Raw genomic sequence first — 17,064 nt, forward strand, 5'->3', positions numbered from 1 at the left:
GCGGAAATGGCACCCACCCCTTCCATCCCCAAGGCCGCGTTCTGGATGGCGCTGTCGATCGCCTCGTTCCTGGCGATGTCGGTCGCGGGCCGCGCCACCACGGCCGAGCTCAACGTTTTCCAGGTGCTGGAGCTGCGCTCGGTGATCGGCTTTTTCATCCTGCTGCCGCTGGTCATGCAAAATGGCGGCTTTGCCGCCATGCGCACTGGGCGCCCCCTCGCCCATGTCACGCGCAACGTGGTTCACTATACCGGCCAGGCGGCGTGGCTCTACGCCCTGACGCTGATCCCTTTGGCGGTGCTGATCTCGATCGAATTCACGACGCCGATCTGGACGGCGATCCTTGCGGTCACCTTTCTCGGCGAAAGGCTCACCCGGCCGAAGCTCGGCGCCGTGGCGCTCGGGCTGATCGGTGTCGTGATCATCGTGCGCCCAGGCGTCGGCTCGGTCGATCCGGGACATCTGGTCGTGCTGGGCGCGGCAATGTGCTTCGGCATCTCGCTGGTCCTGGTCAAGTCGCTGACGCGGACCGACAGCGTTGTGCGAATCATCTTCTGGATGCTGATCATCCAGTCGGTGCTCGGCCTGATCCCGGCGCTCTACGAATGGCGCAACCCTTCGCTCGAGCTGTGGCCGTGGATCCTGCTGATCGCCTTCACTGGCATGTCGTCACATTTCTGCATGGCCTGGGCGCTGAGCTACGCCGATGCCACCGTCATTTCTCCGATGGATTTCCTGCGCGTGCCGCTGTCGGCATTGATCGGCTGGCTGCTCTACAAGGAGCAGATCGACGCTTTTACCGCAGGCGGGGCATTGCTGATCCTGATGGGCAATATGCTCAACCTGCAGCGCCGGCAGCCAAAGCCGGCGCAAGCGGCGGCATCGTAGCGCGCCTCAATCGCCCCTCAATCACCGCTGTCGGGTATGTTGAGGAGGTGGCCGCAGGCCTTGCAGTGAACGGCGTCCGGCTCGTGCCGTTGCAGGCCGCATTGCGGACAGGGAAAGAACACCTTGGCCGGTCGGAAGATCGCCTGCGCCAGCCTGACGAACAGCGATATGCCGATGATCATGGTCACGATCGCCGTCAGTTTCCCCGCCATTCCCGGCAGCACGATGTCGCCGAACCCGGTCGTGGTCACCGTCGCGACGGTGAAGTAAAGCGCGTCGATGTAGCTTTCCAGCCCCGCTCCGCTGCGGAAGAAGAAAGTGTAGACGAAACCGGTGATCACGAAGAGGAACGTCAAGAGATTGATCACCGCGTGGCTCGCTTCGCGCCAGGGCCGCAGGCCCTGCATCTCGAAATGCCGCCAGAGCGAACCGCTGCGCGACAGCGACCACAGCCGCAGGATGCGCAGAAAGCCGAGATTGGCGAGCGCCGTCGGCATCAGCAGCGTCAAAAGGATGAAAATGTCCACCCAGGAGGTCGGCTGCTTCATCAGCCGCAGCATGTCGTTCGAGGCAAGCAGCCTGGCAACCAGGTCGGCGGCGACCAGAGCCGCCACCGCATAGTCGAGCCACAGGAATGAGGCCGACTGCTGGATGACGGGCGTGGCGATGAAGAAGGCAATGATGGCCAGGTCGATGATGACCGCAACCAGCTGAAACCGAAAAGCCGCCGGCGTGCGGCCGTGGTAGAGCTTGCGCAGCGTGTCGCGCAGCCACGCCATTGTGGAACGGTCCTGCAATCCGTCGCTGTCTTTCGTCTTCATGGCAATTGCGGTGACTTGAGCGGCGGATGCCGCCCGGCGGATTGCCACCAGTCCCCGGAAGGGGCGATCACACCAGCTCCACTTCGACCACGCCTGGCACGGCGCGCATCGCCGAGGCGATTTGCGGCGAGACGCGGTAGCCCCCCTGCAGGGCAATCTCCACCTCGCCCTGCGCTTCTTCCTTGATAACGATGATGCTCACCTGACTTTCACCACGCTGGGTAAGCTGCGATTGAATGATCGAGGCAGGCGCATCGTTTCTGACGAAGATGCGCAGCGCCTTCTGGATGCGGCTGGCCTCGTCCTCAAGCGACTGCACGGTCTGGATGCGCAGGTTGACGCCCTCCGGCCTGTCCTCCGCCGCCACGGTAATGACCACGGAGCGGCCCGGCTCCAGCATGTCGCGATACTGCGCCAATCCTTCGGAAAACAGTACCGCCTCATACTGGCCGGACGTGTCCGAGAACTGCACCACGCCCATCTTGTTGCCGGTCCGCGTCTTGCGCTCCTGCTTGGTGGTCACGGTGCCGGCGAGGCGCCCTGCGGTGGCACCGCGCTTGACCGCGGCCGAAAACTCCGCCCAGTTCTGCACCCGCATCTTCTGCAGCGCCGCCTTGTACTCGTCCAGCGGATGGGCGGAGAGATAGAAACCGACCACCTGGAATTCGCGGTGCAGGCGGTCGGCGGCGAGCCACGGTTCGGTCACGGGCAAGTTGAGCGCCTGCGACTGTGCCCCTAGAGACGCGCCGAAAATGTCGGCCTGGCCTGAGACGGCGTTCTGCTGCGCCAGTGACGCCAGCCCCATCATCCGCTCGACGCCAGCCATCATCGCGGCGCGGTCATGGCCGAAACAGTCTAGCGCTCCGGCCATGATCAGGCTTTCGAAGACGCGCTTGCCGACGATTTTCGGATCGACCCTCTCGCAGAAATCGGCCAGGCTCTTGAACGGCTTCTCGCCGCGCATGGCGACGATATGCTCCACCGCCGCGTCGCCGACGCCCTTGAGCGCGGCCATCGAATAGTAGATGCGGTTCTCGCCGACCTCGAAGGGACGAAAGCTTGATATCACCGACGGTGCCACCACCTCGATGCCGAGGCGCAGCGCATCCTGGCGGAAATCCGCGAGCTTGTCGGTGTTTCCCATGTCGAGCGTCATCGACGCCGCCAGGAACTCGACCGGATAATGCGCCTTGAGATAGGCTGTCTGGTAGGAGACGACGGCGTAGGCGGCCGCGTGCGATTTGTTGAAACCGTAGTCGGCGAACTTGGCCAGCAGGTCGAAAATGAAGTCGGCCTGCGGTTTGGCCACGCCGCGCTCGACCGCGCCCGAGACGAAGCGCTCACGCTGCTTGTCCATCTCGGCGCGGATCTTCTTGCCCATGGCGCGGCGCAAAAGGTCGGCTTCGCCCAGCGAATAGCCGGACAACTCCTGCGCGATCTGCATCACCTGTTCCTGGTAGACGATGACGCCTTGCGTCTCCTTCACCAGATGGTCGATCTTGGGATGGATCGAGGCCATCTCCTCCTCGCCGTGCTTCCTGGCGTTGTAGGTCGGGATGTTCTCCATCGGTCCCGGCCGGTAGAGCGCGACCAGTGCGATGATGTCCTCGATGCAGTCGGGCCGCATGCCGATCAGCGCCTTGCGCATGCCGGCACTTTCCACCTGGAACACGCCGACCACTTCGCCGCGCGACAGCATGGCGTAGGTTTCGGGATCGTCGAGCGGGATCGTCGCCAGGTCGATATCGATGCCGCGGCGGCGTATCAGCTTCACCGCCGTCTCCAGCACGGTCAGCGTCTTCAGGCCGAGAAAGTCGAACTTCACCAGCCCGGCCTGTTCGACATATTTCATGTTGAACTGGGTGACCGGCATGTCCGAACGAGGATCGCGGTACATCGGCACTAGCTCCGACAGCGGCCGGTCGCCGATGACGATGCCGGCGGCGTGCGTCGACGCGTGGCGATAAAGCCCTTCCAGCTTCTGTGCCATGTCGAGCAGCGTCTGGACGATCGGCTCCTTTTCGGCCTCCTCGGCAAAACGCGGCTCGTTGGCGATAGCGTCCGCCAGTTTCACCGGATTGGCCGGGTTCTGCGGCACCATCTTGGACAGCTTGTCGACCTGGCCGTAAGGCATCTGCAGCACGCGGCCGACGTCGCGCAGCACCGCGCGGGCTTGCAGCGTTCCAAAGGTGATGATCTGGCCGACCTGGTCGCGTCCATATTTCTGCTGGACATAGCGGATCACCTCTTCGCGGCGGTCCTGGCAGAAGTCGATGTCGAAATCGGGCATCGACACGCGGTCCGGATTGAGGAAGCGCTCGAACAGCAGCGAGAAACGCAGCGGATCGATGTCGGTGATGGTGGTGGAATAGGCGACCAGCGAGCCCGCACCCGAGCCGCGCCCCGGCCCGACTGGAATGCCTTGCGACTTGGCCCATTTGATGAAGTCGGCAACGATCAGGAAGTAGCCTGGGAATTTCATCTTCTCGATGATGCCGAGCTCGAACTCGAGCCTCTCGCGGTATTGCTCGACCGTATAGCCCGGCGTCGGTCCGTGCGCGGCAAGCCGGGCCTCCAGCCCTTCACGCGCCTGGCGGGCAAGTTCGGCGGCCTCGGCCTTCTCGGCTGCGTCCTTGTCCGACGCGTCGCCGCCGGTAAAGCGCGGCAGGATCGGGCTGCGGGTTTTCGGATAGTAGGAGCAGCGCAACGCGATCTCGACCGTGTTGTCGATCGCTTCCGGCAGATCGGCGAACAACGCTGCCATCTCAGCCTGGCTACGCAGGAAGTTATCCGGTGAAAGCCGGCGGCGATTGTCCACGGCGACGACCGAGCCCTCCGCTATGGCGATCAGCGCATCATGCGCGTCATAATCGTCGCGCGAGGAGAAGAACGCCTCGTTGGTGGCGACGAGCGGCAATTCGTGGGCATAGGCGAGATCGATCGTGGAATGTTCTATCAGCCGGTCGTAACCGGAAACTCGTTCCAGTTCGACATAGAGCCGATCGCCGAACAGGGCTTTCAGGGTCGACAGCCGGGTCTCCGCGAGATCGCGTCGATCCTCCTTCAGAGCCGCGCCGATAGGGCCGCGGGGACCGCCGCTGAGGCAGATCAACCCGTCGGTCTGGCCCTCCAGCATCTCGCTGGTCAGATGCACGGCTTCGCCGGGCGGCGTCTCCAGATAGACGCGGCTTACCAGCCTGACCAGATTGGAATAGCCGGCTTCGGTCGCCGCGATAAGCACGACTGGCCGCATCTCGGGCCCCTGCCGCCGGCGGTCGCGCTGGCCGTCGACGTTCTCGCCGGAAAAGGCGAGCGCGATCTGGCAGCCGATGATCGGCTGGATGCCGTCCTTCACCGCCTTCTGCGCGAATTCGAGCGCGCCGAACAGATTGTTGGTGTCGGTGACCGCGATTGCCGGACACTCGTCCTTGACCGCATGGCCGACGATCTTGCCGAGTTGGAGCGCGCCTTCCAGCAGCGAATAGGCCGAGTGGACGCGAAGATGCACGAAAGGACGCGCCGGCGCTTCTGGCGCCGCCGCCTTCACTGCCGCTTCGCGCAGCAAGGGGTCGCGTGGAAGTCTGTCATCCGCCATGGTTTTTCGCGTTTCCCGAAGGACTTGAGTCGATCAAGATGTATTGTCCGGCACCGGGCTGTGCCAGTCCAGCACAAACGAACATCGGCCACAGGCTTCCGGCCGCCCCCGCTTCAGGCGAATTCCATGATCACCGCGTCGACGGCCAGGCTGTCGCCCGGCTTGACGTTGAGTTTCGCCACCACGAGATCGCGCTCGGCGCGCAGCACGTTCTCCATCTTCATCGCCTCGACGACGGCCAGCGTCTCGCCGGCCTTGACCTCCTGACCCTCGGCGACGGCGATCGACACGACGAGGCCGGGCATGGGACATAGCAGCAGGTTGGAGGTGTCGGGCGCCAGCTTTTCCGGCATCAGCCTTTCCAGCGCGGCAATGCGCGGCAGCATGGCGCGCGCCGTCACCGAAAGCCCTTTCCAGGCGATGCGAAGGCCGTTCGGCGCGGGGCGCAGTTGCGCCACCATTTCGTGCCCGCCGACGCTGCCGCGCCAGACCAGTTCGCCCGGCCGCCAGGCCGACGAAACCGTCAGCGGCTTGCCGCCCTCGATGGACAAGTCGACTTCCATCGGAATGGAGATTATGCCCTCCAGGATGGACGCGGACAGATAGTCCCTGCCAATCTTCACCACCCAGTCGCGCTTGAGTGCTCCCGAATGCGGCGCCAAGCGCCCGCCCAGCCGGTCGAGTCGGTCGCGGCGCAGCAATTCGACCACGGTGGCGACCGCCGCCAACACGGCCTTGTCGTCATGATCGGGCAGGATCGGCGCAAAGCCGTCGGGATATTCCTCCGCGATGAATCCGGTCGAAATCCGCCCTTCCCGCCAGCGCGGATGCTGCATGAGCGCCGCCAGGAACGGGATGTTGTGCTCGATACCGTCGACGACAAAACTGTCCAACGCTTCGGACATCGCGTCGATTGCCTCCAGCCGGGTCGGCGCCCAGGTGCACAGCTTGGCAATCATCGGGTCGTAGAACATCGAAATCTCCGATCCCTCGGTGACGCCGGTGTCGTTGCGGATGATGACGTCGCCGACTTGCCCTTCCTGCGGCGGTCGATAGCGCGTCAGGCGGCCGATCGACGGCAGGAAGTTGCGATACGGATCCTCGGCATAGAGCCGGCTCTCCACCGCCCAGCCATTCAGTTTCACGTCGCTTTGCTTCAAGGCGAGCTTCTCGCCGGCGGCCACACGGATCATCTGCTCGACCAGATCGATACCGGTGACAAGCTCGGTCACCGGATGCTCGACCTGCAATCGTGTATTCATTTCAAGGAAATAGAAGTTTTTCTCAGCGTCGACGATGAATTCCACCGTGCCGGCGCTCTGGTAGTCGACGGCCCTGGCCAGCGCCACCGACTGCTCGCCCATGGCCTTGCGCGTCCTGGCATCGAGGAAAGGCGATGGCGCCTCCTCGGCCACCTTCTGGTTGCGGCGCTGGATCGAGCATTCGCGCTCGCCGAGATAGAGCGCGTTGCCATGCGCGTCGGCCAGCACCTGGATCTCGATGTGGCGTGGATCGACGATGAACTTCTCGATGAAGACGCGGTCGTCGCCGAACGAGCTCTTGGCCTCCGAGCGCGCGCGGTCGAAGCCGTCGCGCACCTCGGCCTGGTTCCAAGCGATGCGCATGCCCTTGCCGCCGCCGCCGGCCGAGGCCTTGATCATCACGGGATAGCCGATCTCTCCGGCGATCTTCTCCGCGTGGTCGGCGTTCTCGATGACGCCGAGCCAGCCGGGAACCGTCGAAACATTGGCGGCGTTGGCGAATTTCTTCGATTCGATTTTGTCGCCCATCGCCTTGATGGCCTTCGGCTTCGGCCCGATGAAGACGATGCCCTCCTTCTCCAGCGCCTCGCAGAATGATGCGCGCTCGGACAGGAAGCCATAGCCGGGATGCACGGCCTGAGCGCCGGTCGCCTTGCACGCCGCGATGATTTTCTCGGGCACGAGATAGCTCTGCGCGGCTGGCGACGGTCCGATATGCACCGCCTCGTCGGCCATCTCGACATGCACGGCATCGCGATCGGCGTCGGAATAGACAGCGACCGTGGCGATGCCCATCTTGCGCGCGGTCTTGATGACGCGGCAGGCTATCTCGCCACGGTTGGCGATCAGGATTTTGGTGAACATGCGGGCAAATTCCCCTCCGGCGGACGGTCCAGTTCTATGGATTATGTCGCCATGTCTCAAGTACCGTGTGCGTGGCGCGAACGCCTGCGGTCAAGGGTGTGCTACCTGCGTCAAGAAAGCCGATATTTCGTCTCATCTGGCGGTTGATGAGCAGGCCAAAACCTGAAAGCCTGAGCGCAAAATTGCGTTGGAGGATTGCCAGATGAAAACCCGCGCCGCCGTTGCCGTTGCTGCCGGAAAGCCGCTTGAGATCATGGAGGTCGACCTTGACGGTCCGCGCGAGGGCGAGGTGCTGGTCGAGATCAAGGCGACCGGCATCTGCCACACCGACGAGTTCACGCTGTCGGGCGCCGATCCCGAGGGCCTGTTCCCGGCCATTCTCGGCCACGAGGGCGCCGGCGTGGTGGTCGATGTCGGCAAGGGCGTCACCTCGGTCAAAAAGGGCGACCATGTGATCCCGCTCTATACGCCCGAATGCCGGCAGTGCCCGTCGTGTTTGTCGCGGAAGACCAATCTGTGCACCGCCATCCGCGCCACGCAGGGGCAAGGCCTGATGCCGGACGGCACCTCGCGCTTCTCGATCGGGGGCGAAAAATTGTTTCACTATATGGGCTGCTCGACCTTCTCCAACTTCACCGTGCTGCCGGAGATCGCCGTTGCCAAGGTCAATCCCGACGCGCCCTTCGACAAGATCTGCTACATCGGCTGCGGGGTGACCACCGGCGTGGGCGCGGTGATCAACACCGCCAAGGTCGAGCAAGGCGCGACCGCGGTGGTCTTCGGCCTCGGCGGCATCGGGCTCAACGTCATCCAGGGCCTGAAACTTGCCGGCGCCGACATGATCATCGGCGTCGATCTCAACAACGACAGACGAGCCTGGGGCGAGCGCTTCGGCATGACGCATTTCGTCAATCCGAAGGAGATCGACGGCGACATCGTTCCCCATCTCGTCAACATGACCAAGCGCGGCGCCGACCAGATCGGCGGCGCCGACTATACGTTCGACTGCACCGGCAACACCAAGGTGATGCGCCAGGCGCTGGAGGCTTCGCATCGCGGCTGGGGCAAGTCGGTGGTCATCGGTGTGGCGGGCGCCGGCCAGGAGATCTCGACGCGGCCCTTCCAGCTGGTCACCGGGCGGACCTGGATGGGCACCGCCTTCGGCGGCGCGCGCGGCCGCACCGACGTGCCCAGGATCGTCGACTGGTACATGGACGGCAAGATCGAGATCGACCCGATGATCACCCACACGCTGAAGCTCGAGGACATCAACAAGGGTTTCGACCTCATGCATGAGGGCAAGTCGATCAGGAGTGTCGTGGTTTACTGAGGGCGGCCCCACGCCGCGGGCAACGGGCCCGCGACCTCTGTGGTCAAAAATGGGAGGAGAAAAGCATGGCGGAAAAACTGCATCCGAAAATCGACAATGGTCTGCCCAGGGAGAGTGCGAGCTTTATCGGCGGCACGCTGGTCTGCGCCTGTACCAGCAATCCGGTCAAGGTGAAGGTCAAGGGCCAGATCGCCCACAACCACGCCTGCGGCTGCACCAAATGCTGGAAGCCCGAAGGGGCGGTGTTCTCGGTGGTGGCCGTAGCCGGCACCGGCGACGTCACCGTCACCGAGAACGGCGACAAGCTGAAGGTGGTGGACCCGAGCGCGTTGATCCAGCGCCATGCCTGCACCGGCTGCGGCGTCCACATGCATGGACCCGTCGAGCGCGACCATCCGTTCAAGGGCCTGTCCTTCATCCATCCCGAGCGCTTCGAGGAGGATGGCTGGTCGCCGCCGGGCTTTACCGCCTTTGTCTCCTCGATCATCGAATCCGGTGTCGACCCGAGCCGCATGGACAGCATTCGCGGCCAACTGAAATCGATCGGCCTCGAACCTTATGACTGCCTCAACCCCGGCCTGATGGACTATATCGCCACCTGGACCGCCAAGAGGTCGGGAGCGCTTCCGGCCTGACGACCATGAGATTTGAGGCATGGGGCCGGACGGGTTGCCGGCCCCATGCTCATTTGGAGAGACAATGCCCGCACCCGCCATCCTCGTCGACGCAGACGCTTGCCCGGTCAAAGCCGAAGTCGAAAAAGTTGCCGAGCGCCACGGCGTCGTCGTCACCTATGTTTCCAATGGCGGCCTGCGCCCCTCCCGCGACCCCATGATCCGCAATGTCGTCGTGTCCAAGGGTGCCGACGCCGCCGACGACTGGATCGTCGAAAACGCAAAACCCAACGACATCGTGGTGACCGCAGACATTCCACTGGCCGCACGCACGGTGGCGCTCGGGGCCCATGTATTGGGGCCGACCGGACGTCCCTTCACGCCGGAAACGATCGGCATGGCGGTGGCGATGCGCGACTTGAAGCAGCATTTGCGCGAGACCGGTGAAAGCAAGGGCTACAATGCCAGCTTCGCACCGCAAGACCGCTCGCGGTTTCTCGGCGAACTCGACCGCATCTTGCGGCGCGCTCTAAAATCCGCCACACCGCAGTAGAAGCCCAGCGCCATTCGGAACCATCATGGCCGCCGAAATCCCCTCCAGCACGCCCATGCACCGGCACATGCTGTTCGCGGTGTCGGCTTGTGTCGGCGTCTTTGCGCTTCTGCTGGCGTTGCTGCTTCACGCGCCGCTCGCTTATTCGATCGGCGCCAACGCCTTTTTTGCCGCCTATGTCACGCTGGTTGTCGCCCAGATGCCCAAATTCACCGGCATCTATCTCAGCAAGAATGCGCGTGACACCGACCAGCCTGTGCTGGTCATCTTCGCCGTCACGCTGGTCGTCGTCGGCGTTGCCATCACAGCATTGTTCCAGTTGATCAACCAGAAAGGCAGTTCGAACGCGATGGAGCTCGGCTTCGCGCTGCTGTCGATTCCCCTCGGCTGGTTCACCATCCACGCCATGGCGGCATTGCACTATGCGCATGTGTACTGGATGGACGGCGACCTGGTCGATGCCGGAACCAAGAAGAAAATCCCGGTCGGCGGCTTGCTGTTCCCCGGCGACAAACGGCCGGAAGGCTGGGATTTTCTGTACTTCTCGACGGTCATCGGCATGACGGCGCAGACCGCCGACACCAACATCTCGACAACCCATATGCGCCGCGTCGTGCTTGTTCATTCGATCCTGTCGTTCTTCTTCAACACGGTCATCGTCGCCGCCGCCGTCAATCTCGCCGTCAGCCTGGGCGGCCCTTGAGCTTCGATCTGATATTTTCGTGATCGATGAAACATCGGCTTGGCTGGCGACGTATCAGGAGGAGAATGATGCAGACACCGGCCGCGCCGGATGGAACGGCCAGGAAGCGAGACCAGATGGAATCGGTTGCCATGAACCAACCCGCCGCCAGCGCGGACAGTGACGCTACGAAGGCCACGACATTGATCTACCGGCAATCGGCCTGGACGCGGCTGACGCACTGGCTGTGGGCCATCTCGCTCTTCTTCATGCTGCTTTCCGGCCTCCAGATCTTCAACGCCCGCCCGCAGCTCTATCTCGGCAAGCAGTCCGGCTTCGACTACAACAACACCGTCTTCGCTATCGGCGCCGAGAATACGAATGCCGGGCCGCGCGGCTATACCGAAATCCTCGGACACCGCTTCGACACGACCGGCGTGCTCGGCTGGTCTGGGCCGGCAGGACAAGAGACGCCCCGCGCTTTCCCGTCCTGGGCGACGATCCCGTCATACTACGACCTCGGCACGGCACGCGTCGTGCATTTCTTCTTCGCCTGGGTACTGACGACGACGCTGCTTGTGTGGCTGGTCGCCAGCCTGGTCAACGGCCACATCAGACGTGACCTCGCCCCTCGCCTGGACGATCTCAGGCGCCTACCGCAAGATATCGCCAATCACGCCAGGCTGAAATTCCACCACACGCGCGAATACAACACGCTGCAGAAAATGGCCTATGGCGGCGTGCTGTTCGTGCTGTTGCCGCTGATGATCCTCACGGGGCTCGCAATGTCGCCAAGCATGAATTCGGTGCTGCCGTTCCTCAACGACCTGCTCGGCGGCCGGCAGACTGCGCGCACCATCCATTTCACCGTCATGGTGCTGCTCGTCGGTTTCTTCATCATCCATATTCTGATGATCGTGGCCGCCGGCCCGATCAACGAACTGCGCTCGATCGTCACCGGATGGTATCGGACCGATCCGCCGCATGACGCAAAATCCTCCGAAAGGAGCGCCTGATATGGCAAAATTCGAGATCAACCGCAGGAAATTCCTGACCGCGGCCAGCCTTGGCCTTTCCGGTATCGCGCTTTCAGGCTGCGACGCCTTCGACAGCCAACTCGGCGTGGGCGGCGGGCTGCGCAGCTTCCTCGAAAATGCCAACGATCTCACACACCGCGCGCAACGTCTGCTCGCGGGCCGTGATTCGCTGGCGCCGGAATTTACTGAAGCCGATATCCGTCAGCCGATGCGCCCCAACGGGGTGACGTCACCCGACGACGATACCTACAAGACCCTGCTCGCCAACAACTTCGCCGACTGGCGGCTGGAGGTCTCGGGCCTGGTCGAAAAGCCGCTGTCGCTGACCCGCGAGCAGCTCATGAACATGCCGAGCCGAACGCAGATCACCCGCCATGATTGTGTCGAAGGCTGGAGCTGCATCGCCAAATGGACCGGCACGCCGCTGTCGCTGGTCCTCGACCAGGCGGTGGTCAAACCCGAGGCGCGCTACGTCATGTTCCATTGCCTGGACACGATCGACCGCAGCCTGTCGGGCGACATCAAATATTACGGCAGCATCGACCTCATCGACGCCCGCCACCCGCAGACGATCCTGGCCTACGGCGTCAACGGCAAGCCGCTGCCGGTCGAGAACGGCGCGCCGCTGCGTGTCCGGGTCGAGCGCCAGCTCGGCTACAAGATGCCGAAATATCTCTACAAGATCGAGCTGGTCGACGGCTTCGCCGCCTTAGGAGGCGGACGGGGCGGTTATTGGGAAGACAATGGCTACGACTGGTATGGCGGGATCTGATCGCAATCGGCACGATGCCGCCATTTTATTTTGCACGTCGCATGCAGGTGACAATCCGTCGTTGACGGGCTATGGATGACGAGTCGAGGGCTTTTGCGAGCCCTACCTGTTTGCGGGAGAGAGCAGCGAGAGCTGCCGCCGAAGGGGAAATCGCCCGAAATCTCTCAGGCAAAAGAACCGTAGACGGGAAAGACACTCTGGAAAGTCGGGGCCTGCCCCCGCGCCGAAGGTGTAAGCGCTGCCGACAGAGTTACGGGGCGCGAGTCTCTCAGGCTTCAGACAGAGGGGCACGGACTGGTCGCCATTCGCGACCGATTGCGTGCGACTCTGGAGAACACATGACGGGCGACACCAAACACCTTCCTCTCGAAGACGTCCACGCAGCTGCCGGTGCGCGCTTTGGCGCCTTTGCCGGCTGGTCGATGCCGCTGACCTACCCGGCCGGCGTCATGAAGGAGCATCTTCACACCCGCGAACATGCGGGCCTGTTCGACATCTCCCACATGAAACTGTTCAGGGTCAGCGGGCCGGGCGCGATTCCCCTGCTCAACCGTGCCTGTCCGCTCGATGCGGGCGCGCTCGAAATTTCACAGTCGAAGCTGACGTTTTTCCTGAACGAGGCCGCGGGCATCCTGGACGATCTGATCGTCACCCGGCTGGGCGATACCAACTTCATGGTCGTCGCCAATGCCGGCAACGCGATCGCCGACGAGAAGCATTTGCGCGAGCTTGCGACCGACTTCGACGTCAAGGTCGAACCGCTCGATCGGGTCTTCCTCGCCATCCAGGGTCCCGAGGCCTGGGCGGCGCTTTCCCGCGCCGGTATCGAGACCGGGTCGCTGCTGTTCATGCATGGCATTGAACCGCGAGAGAACTGGTTCATGAGCCGGTCCGGCTATACCGGCGAGGACGGCTTCGAGATCGGCCTGCCGGAGGCAGACGCGCGCGGTCTCGTCGCGAAACTGCTCGAAGACGAGCGCGTGCTATGGATCGGCCTTGCCGCCCGTGACAGTCTGCGGCTGGAAGCCGGCCTGTGCCTACACGGCCAGGACATCACCACGCAAACCGATCCCGCAAGCGCGGCGCTGATGTGGGCCATCCCGAAGGACATCCGCGCCAACGGCACTTTCATCGGTGCCGACACGCTGCGCGCCGCCGTCGAGCGCGGCTCCGCCCAGAAGCGCGTCGGCCTGAGGCCGGATTCCCGCCAGCCGGTGCGCGCCGGCGCCACGCTCTTCGATGCCGACGGCAATCCCGCCGGCCACGTCACCTCGGGCGGCTTCGGTCCGTCTGCCGGCCATCCCGTCGCCATGGGTTATGTCCCGACACCGCTGGCAAAACCCGGAACTCGGGTTTTCGCCGACGTGCGCGGAACGAAGATACCTGTCGACGTTTCTTCCCTGCCCTTCCTCCCGCATCGCTACCGCAAAGGATAATTTTCAGATGGCAAAGACCTATTTCACCGCCGATCACGAGTGGCTCAGCGTCGAGGGCGGCATCGCCACCGTCGGCATCACCGACTACGCGCAGGAGCAGCTGGGCGACCTCGTCTTCGTCGAACTGCCGGAAACAGGCAAGAAGCTCGCCAAGGGCGACACCGCCGTCGTGGTCGAATCCGTCAAGGCGGCCTCCGACGTGTACGCGCCGGTCGACGGCGAGATCACCGAGGCCAACGCGACGCTGTCGTCCGACCCGTCGCTGGTCAATTCGGCGGCGACCGGCGCCGGATGGCTGTGGAAAATGAAGCTTGCCGACGAAAGCCAGCTCGCCAGCCTCATGGATGAGGCCGCCTACAAAGCCCATATCGGCTGAAATCAGGACGCATTGACATGACCGCAGCACCCTACCCCTTCTCGGCCCGCCATATCGGACCCGGCATTGCCGATGTGAGAGCCATGCTGGCCGTCATCGGCGTGCCCTCAGTGGAGACGTTAATCAGCCAGGCCGTGCCGAGATCGATCCGCCTCGACCGGCCGCTGTCCCTGCCCGCGCCGGCCAGCGAAGCCGAAGCGCTGGCCGAATTGTCGGCGACCATGGCCCGGAATACGGTTCTGAAGAGCTTCATCGGCGCCGGATATCACGGCGTGCACGTGCCGCCGGTCATCCAGCGCAACCTGTTCGAGAACCCGGCCTGGTACACGGCCTATACGCCCTACCAGGCGGAGATCAGCCAGGGCCGCCTGGAAATGCTGTTCAATTTCCAGACTTTGGTTGCGGAACTGACCGGCCTGCCTGTGGCATCGGCTTCGTTGCTCGACGAAGCGACAGCGGTCGCCGAAGCGATCGGCATCGCATTGCGCCATCACCGCGACAAGCGCACCAAGGTGGCTCTCGCCGGCACACCGCACCCGCAGACGCTGAATGTGGCGCGCACCCGCGCCGAGCCGCTCGGCATCGAGATCGACGGCGAGACGATCGACGACAACACAGCCGCCCTGCTCGTCTCCTGGCCGGACACTTTCGGCGTCTATGGTGATCACAAGGCGGCCATCGACAAGGCGCGCGCGGCCGGCGCTCTGGTCGTCTTCATCGCCGACCCGCTCGGCCTGACACTGACCGACACGCCGGCAAGGCTCGGCGCCGACATTGCCGTCGGTCCAATGCAGCGCTTTGGCGTGCCGATGGGCTTTGGAGGCCCGCATGCCGCCTACTGCGCCGTTGCCGACAAATTGACTCGGCTGATGCCCGGCCGCCTGGTCGGCCAGTCGACCGACAGCAAGGGCCGTCCAGGCTACAGGCTTGCCCTACAGACGCGCGAGCAGCACATCCGCCGCGACAAGGCGACGTCCAACATCTGCACCGCGCAGGCGCTGCTTGCCAACATGGCGACAGCCTACGCGATCTGGCACGGCCCCGCCGGCCTTCAGGCAATCGCCGGGCGCATCCACGCGCTGGCCAGCCGCCTGGCAGCCGGGCTCAAGGCGGCAGGCTTGCCGGTGATCGGCACGAGCCGCTTCGACACGGTGACGGTGGAGACGAAGGGGAAGACCGCGCAGATCGCCGCCGCCGCCGAAAAGGGCGGCCGGCTTCTGCGCGTCATCGACGCCGACCGTGTCGGCATCGCCTTCGACGAGACCTCTGACGAAGCCGACCTGGAAGCCATTGCCGCCTTGTTTGGGGCCAAGCCGAGCGCGGAGGCCGCCGCCGCCATGCCCGGCAAGCCACGCGGCAAGGAGTTTCTTACCCAACCCGTCTTCCACGAGAACAAGTCGGAAACCGAGATGATGCGCTTCCTGCGCCGGCTGGCCGACAAGGACCTGGCCCTCGACCGCGCGATGATCCCGCTGGGGTCCTGCACCATGAAGCTCAATGCCGCGGCCGAGATGATGCCTGTGAGTTGGCCTGAAATCGCCAACATGCATCCCTTCGCGCCGGCCGCGCACTCGGCAGGCTACCGCGCCATGATCGACGATCTGGAAGGCTGGCTTTCGGAGATTACCGGATTCGATGCGGTAAGCCTCCAGCCCAACGCCGGCAGCCAGGGCGAATATGCCGGATTGCTGGCCATCCGCGCCTATCACCGCTCGCGCGGCGAGGGCCATCGCACGGTCTGCCTGATCCCGTCCTCCGCGCACGGCACCAATCCGGCGAGCGCGGCGATGGCCGGCATGAGCGTGGTCGTCGTTCGCTGCCTGGAGGACGGCAATATCGACATGGACGACATGAGGGCCAAGGCCAACGAGCATTCCAGGAATCTCGCGGCGCTGATGTTCACCTATCCCTCGACGCATGGCGTCTATGAAGAGGGCGCGCGACATCTCTGCGCCCTCATCCATGAGCATGGCGGCCAGGTCTATTTCGACGGCGCCAACCTCAACGCTCTGGTCGGCCTCGCCCGCCCGGGCGACATCGGCGCCGACGTCTGCCACATGAACCTGCACAAGACCTTCTGCATCCCCCATGGCGGCGGCGGCCCGGGTGTCGGCCCGATCGGCGTCAGGGCGCATCTGAAGCCCTATCTGCCGGGCCATGTCACCGAAGGCTCCGCGCATGCCGTGGCCGCCGCACCTTTCGGGAGTGCCTCTATCCTGCCCATCACCTGGATGTACATCCGCATGATGGGCGCTTCCGGCCTGAAGCAGGCGACCGAGACGGCGATCGTTTCGGCCAACTACGTCGCGACACGGCTCGCCCCACACTTCCCGCTCCTTTACAAGGGCAGGAGCGACCGCGTTGCCCATGAGTGCATCCTCGACACCCGCGTGCTCAAGGAGAGCGCCGGCATCGGTGTCGAGGACATCGCCAAACGGTTGATCGACTACGGTTTCCATGCGCCGACCATGTCGTTCCCGGTCGCCGGCACGCTGATGGTGGAGCCGACCGAATCCGAGCCCAAGCGCGAGCTCGACCGCTTCTGCGAGGCGATGATCGCCATCGCGGGCGAAGCGGCCAAGGTTGCGAGGGGCGAGTGGCCCCTGGCTGACAATCCGCTGGTCAATGCGCCGCACACCGCCGCGGAGGCGCTGGCCGGCCAGTGGAGCCATCCCTATTCGCGCCTGGAAGCGGCCTACCCCGCCGGAGACCCCGACATGGCGGCGAAATACTGGCCGCCGGTATCGCGCATCGACAATGTCGCCGGCGACCGCAACCTGGTCTGTTCATGCCCGCCGCTGTCGGACTATTTGGGCGCGGCCGAATAGTCTCGC

At 64.0% G+C, this 17,064-nt stretch carries 13 protein-coding genes and 1 riboswitch; of the genes, 10 read left to right on the forward strand and 3 right to left on the reverse strand.

Annotated elements, in window-relative coordinates; all coding sequences use genetic code 11:
• Positions 1-6 precede the first annotated feature (6 nt).
• Positions 7-888: a DMT family transporter gene (locus FJ959_RS29395; RefSeq protein ID WP_140623444.1), complete on the forward strand. Its 882-nt coding sequence runs from the start codon at positions 7-9 to the stop codon at positions 886-888.
• Positions 889-905: 17 nt separating this feature from the next.
• On the opposite strand, the gene FJ959_RS29400 is transcribed toward FJ959_RS29395, so the two are convergent.
• The 3 genes from FJ959_RS29400 to FJ959_RS29410 form a co-directional block, all read right to left on the reverse strand.
• Entirely contained in the window at positions 906-1,709 is an 804-nt protein-coding gene (locus tag FJ959_RS29400) for a potassium channel family protein (RefSeq protein WP_140501525.1), read from the reverse strand.
• Between the two features lie 67 nt (positions 1,710-1,776).
• The gene (dnaE, locus tag FJ959_RS29405) at positions 1,777-5,304 is read right to left on the reverse strand and encodes a DNA polymerase III subunit alpha (protein WP_140562435.1); all 3,528 of its coding nucleotides are present in this window, start codon (positions 5,302-5,304) and stop codon (positions 1,777-1,779) included.
• A 113-nt stretch (positions 5,305-5,417) separates the two neighbouring features.
• Positions 5,418-7,430 carry an acetyl/propionyl/methylcrotonyl-CoA carboxylase subunit alpha gene (locus tag FJ959_RS29410; RefSeq protein ID WP_140562434.1) on the reverse strand — a complete coding sequence of 671 codons (2,013 nt, stop codon included), beginning with the start codon at positions 7,428-7,430 and terminating at the stop codon, positions 5,418-5,420.
• 202 nt (positions 7,431-7,632) lie between these two features.
• Here FJ959_RS29410 and FJ959_RS29415 point away from each other — a divergent pair, with 202 nt between their 5' ends.
• The 9 genes from FJ959_RS29415 (at position 7,633) to gcvP (ending at position 17,058) form a co-directional block, all read left to right on the forward strand.
• The gene (locus FJ959_RS29415; protein WP_140497529.1) at positions 7,633-8,760 is read left to right on the forward strand and encodes an S-(hydroxymethyl)glutathione dehydrogenase/class III alcohol dehydrogenase; all 1,128 of its coding nucleotides are present in this window, start codon (positions 7,633-7,635) and stop codon (positions 8,758-8,760) included.
• A 65-nt stretch (positions 8,761-8,825) separates the two neighbouring features.
• Complete coding sequence (gene gfa / locus FJ959_RS29420) at positions 8,826-9,395, forward strand: S-(hydroxymethyl)glutathione synthase (RefSeq protein WP_140495858.1); 570 nt, start codon at positions 8,826-8,828, stop codon at positions 9,393-9,395.
• Between the two features lie 64 nt (positions 9,396-9,459).
• On the forward strand, positions 9,460-9,927 hold the full coding sequence (locus FJ959_RS29425) for a YaiI/YqxD family protein (protein WP_140495857.1): 468 nt from the start codon (positions 9,460-9,462) through the stop codon (positions 9,925-9,927).
• Between the two features lie 25 nt (positions 9,928-9,952).
• Entirely contained in the window at positions 9,953-10,630 is a 678-nt protein-coding gene (locus FJ959_RS29430; protein ID WP_140633496.1) for a DUF1345 domain-containing protein, read from the forward strand.
• Between the two features lie 116 nt (positions 10,631-10,746).
• Complete coding sequence (locus FJ959_RS29435) at positions 10,747-11,625, forward strand: cytochrome b/b6 domain-containing protein (protein ID WP_140633607.1); 879 nt, start codon at positions 10,747-10,749, stop codon at positions 11,623-11,625.
• Between the two features lies 1 nt (position 11,626).
• On the forward strand, positions 11,627-12,418 hold the full coding sequence (locus FJ959_RS29440) for a molybdopterin-binding protein (protein WP_140579705.1): 792 nt from the start codon (positions 11,627-11,629) through the stop codon (positions 12,416-12,418).
• Positions 12,419-12,521: 103 nt separating this feature from the next.
• A riboswitch (glycine riboswitch) is annotated at positions 12,522-12,608 on the forward strand.
• A 148-nt stretch (positions 12,609-12,756) separates the two neighbouring features.
• Positions 12,757-13,854: a glycine cleavage system aminomethyltransferase GcvT gene (gene gcvT, locus FJ959_RS29445; RefSeq protein ID WP_140633499.1), complete on the forward strand. Its 1,098-nt coding sequence runs from the start codon at positions 12,757-12,759 to the stop codon at positions 13,852-13,854.
• Between the two features lie 7 nt (positions 13,855-13,861).
• Positions 13,862-14,230 (forward strand): glycine cleavage system protein GcvH, encoded by a 369-nt coding sequence (gcvH, locus tag FJ959_RS29450; protein WP_140495853.1) that lies wholly within the window; start codon positions 13,862-13,864, stop codon positions 14,228-14,230.
• Positions 14,231-14,247: 17 nt separating this feature from the next.
• A complete protein-coding gene (gene gcvP, locus FJ959_RS29455; protein ID WP_140633501.1) occupies positions 14,248-17,058 on the forward strand; it encodes an aminomethyl-transferring glycine dehydrogenase in 2,811 nt (936 codons plus the stop codon).
• Positions 17,059-17,064 lie beyond the last annotated feature (6 nt).

The sequence above is a fragment of the Mesorhizobium sp. B2-2-4 genome (assembly GCF_006442375.1).
GTDB lineage: Bacteria > Pseudomonadota > Alphaproteobacteria > Rhizobiales > Rhizobiaceae > Mesorhizobium.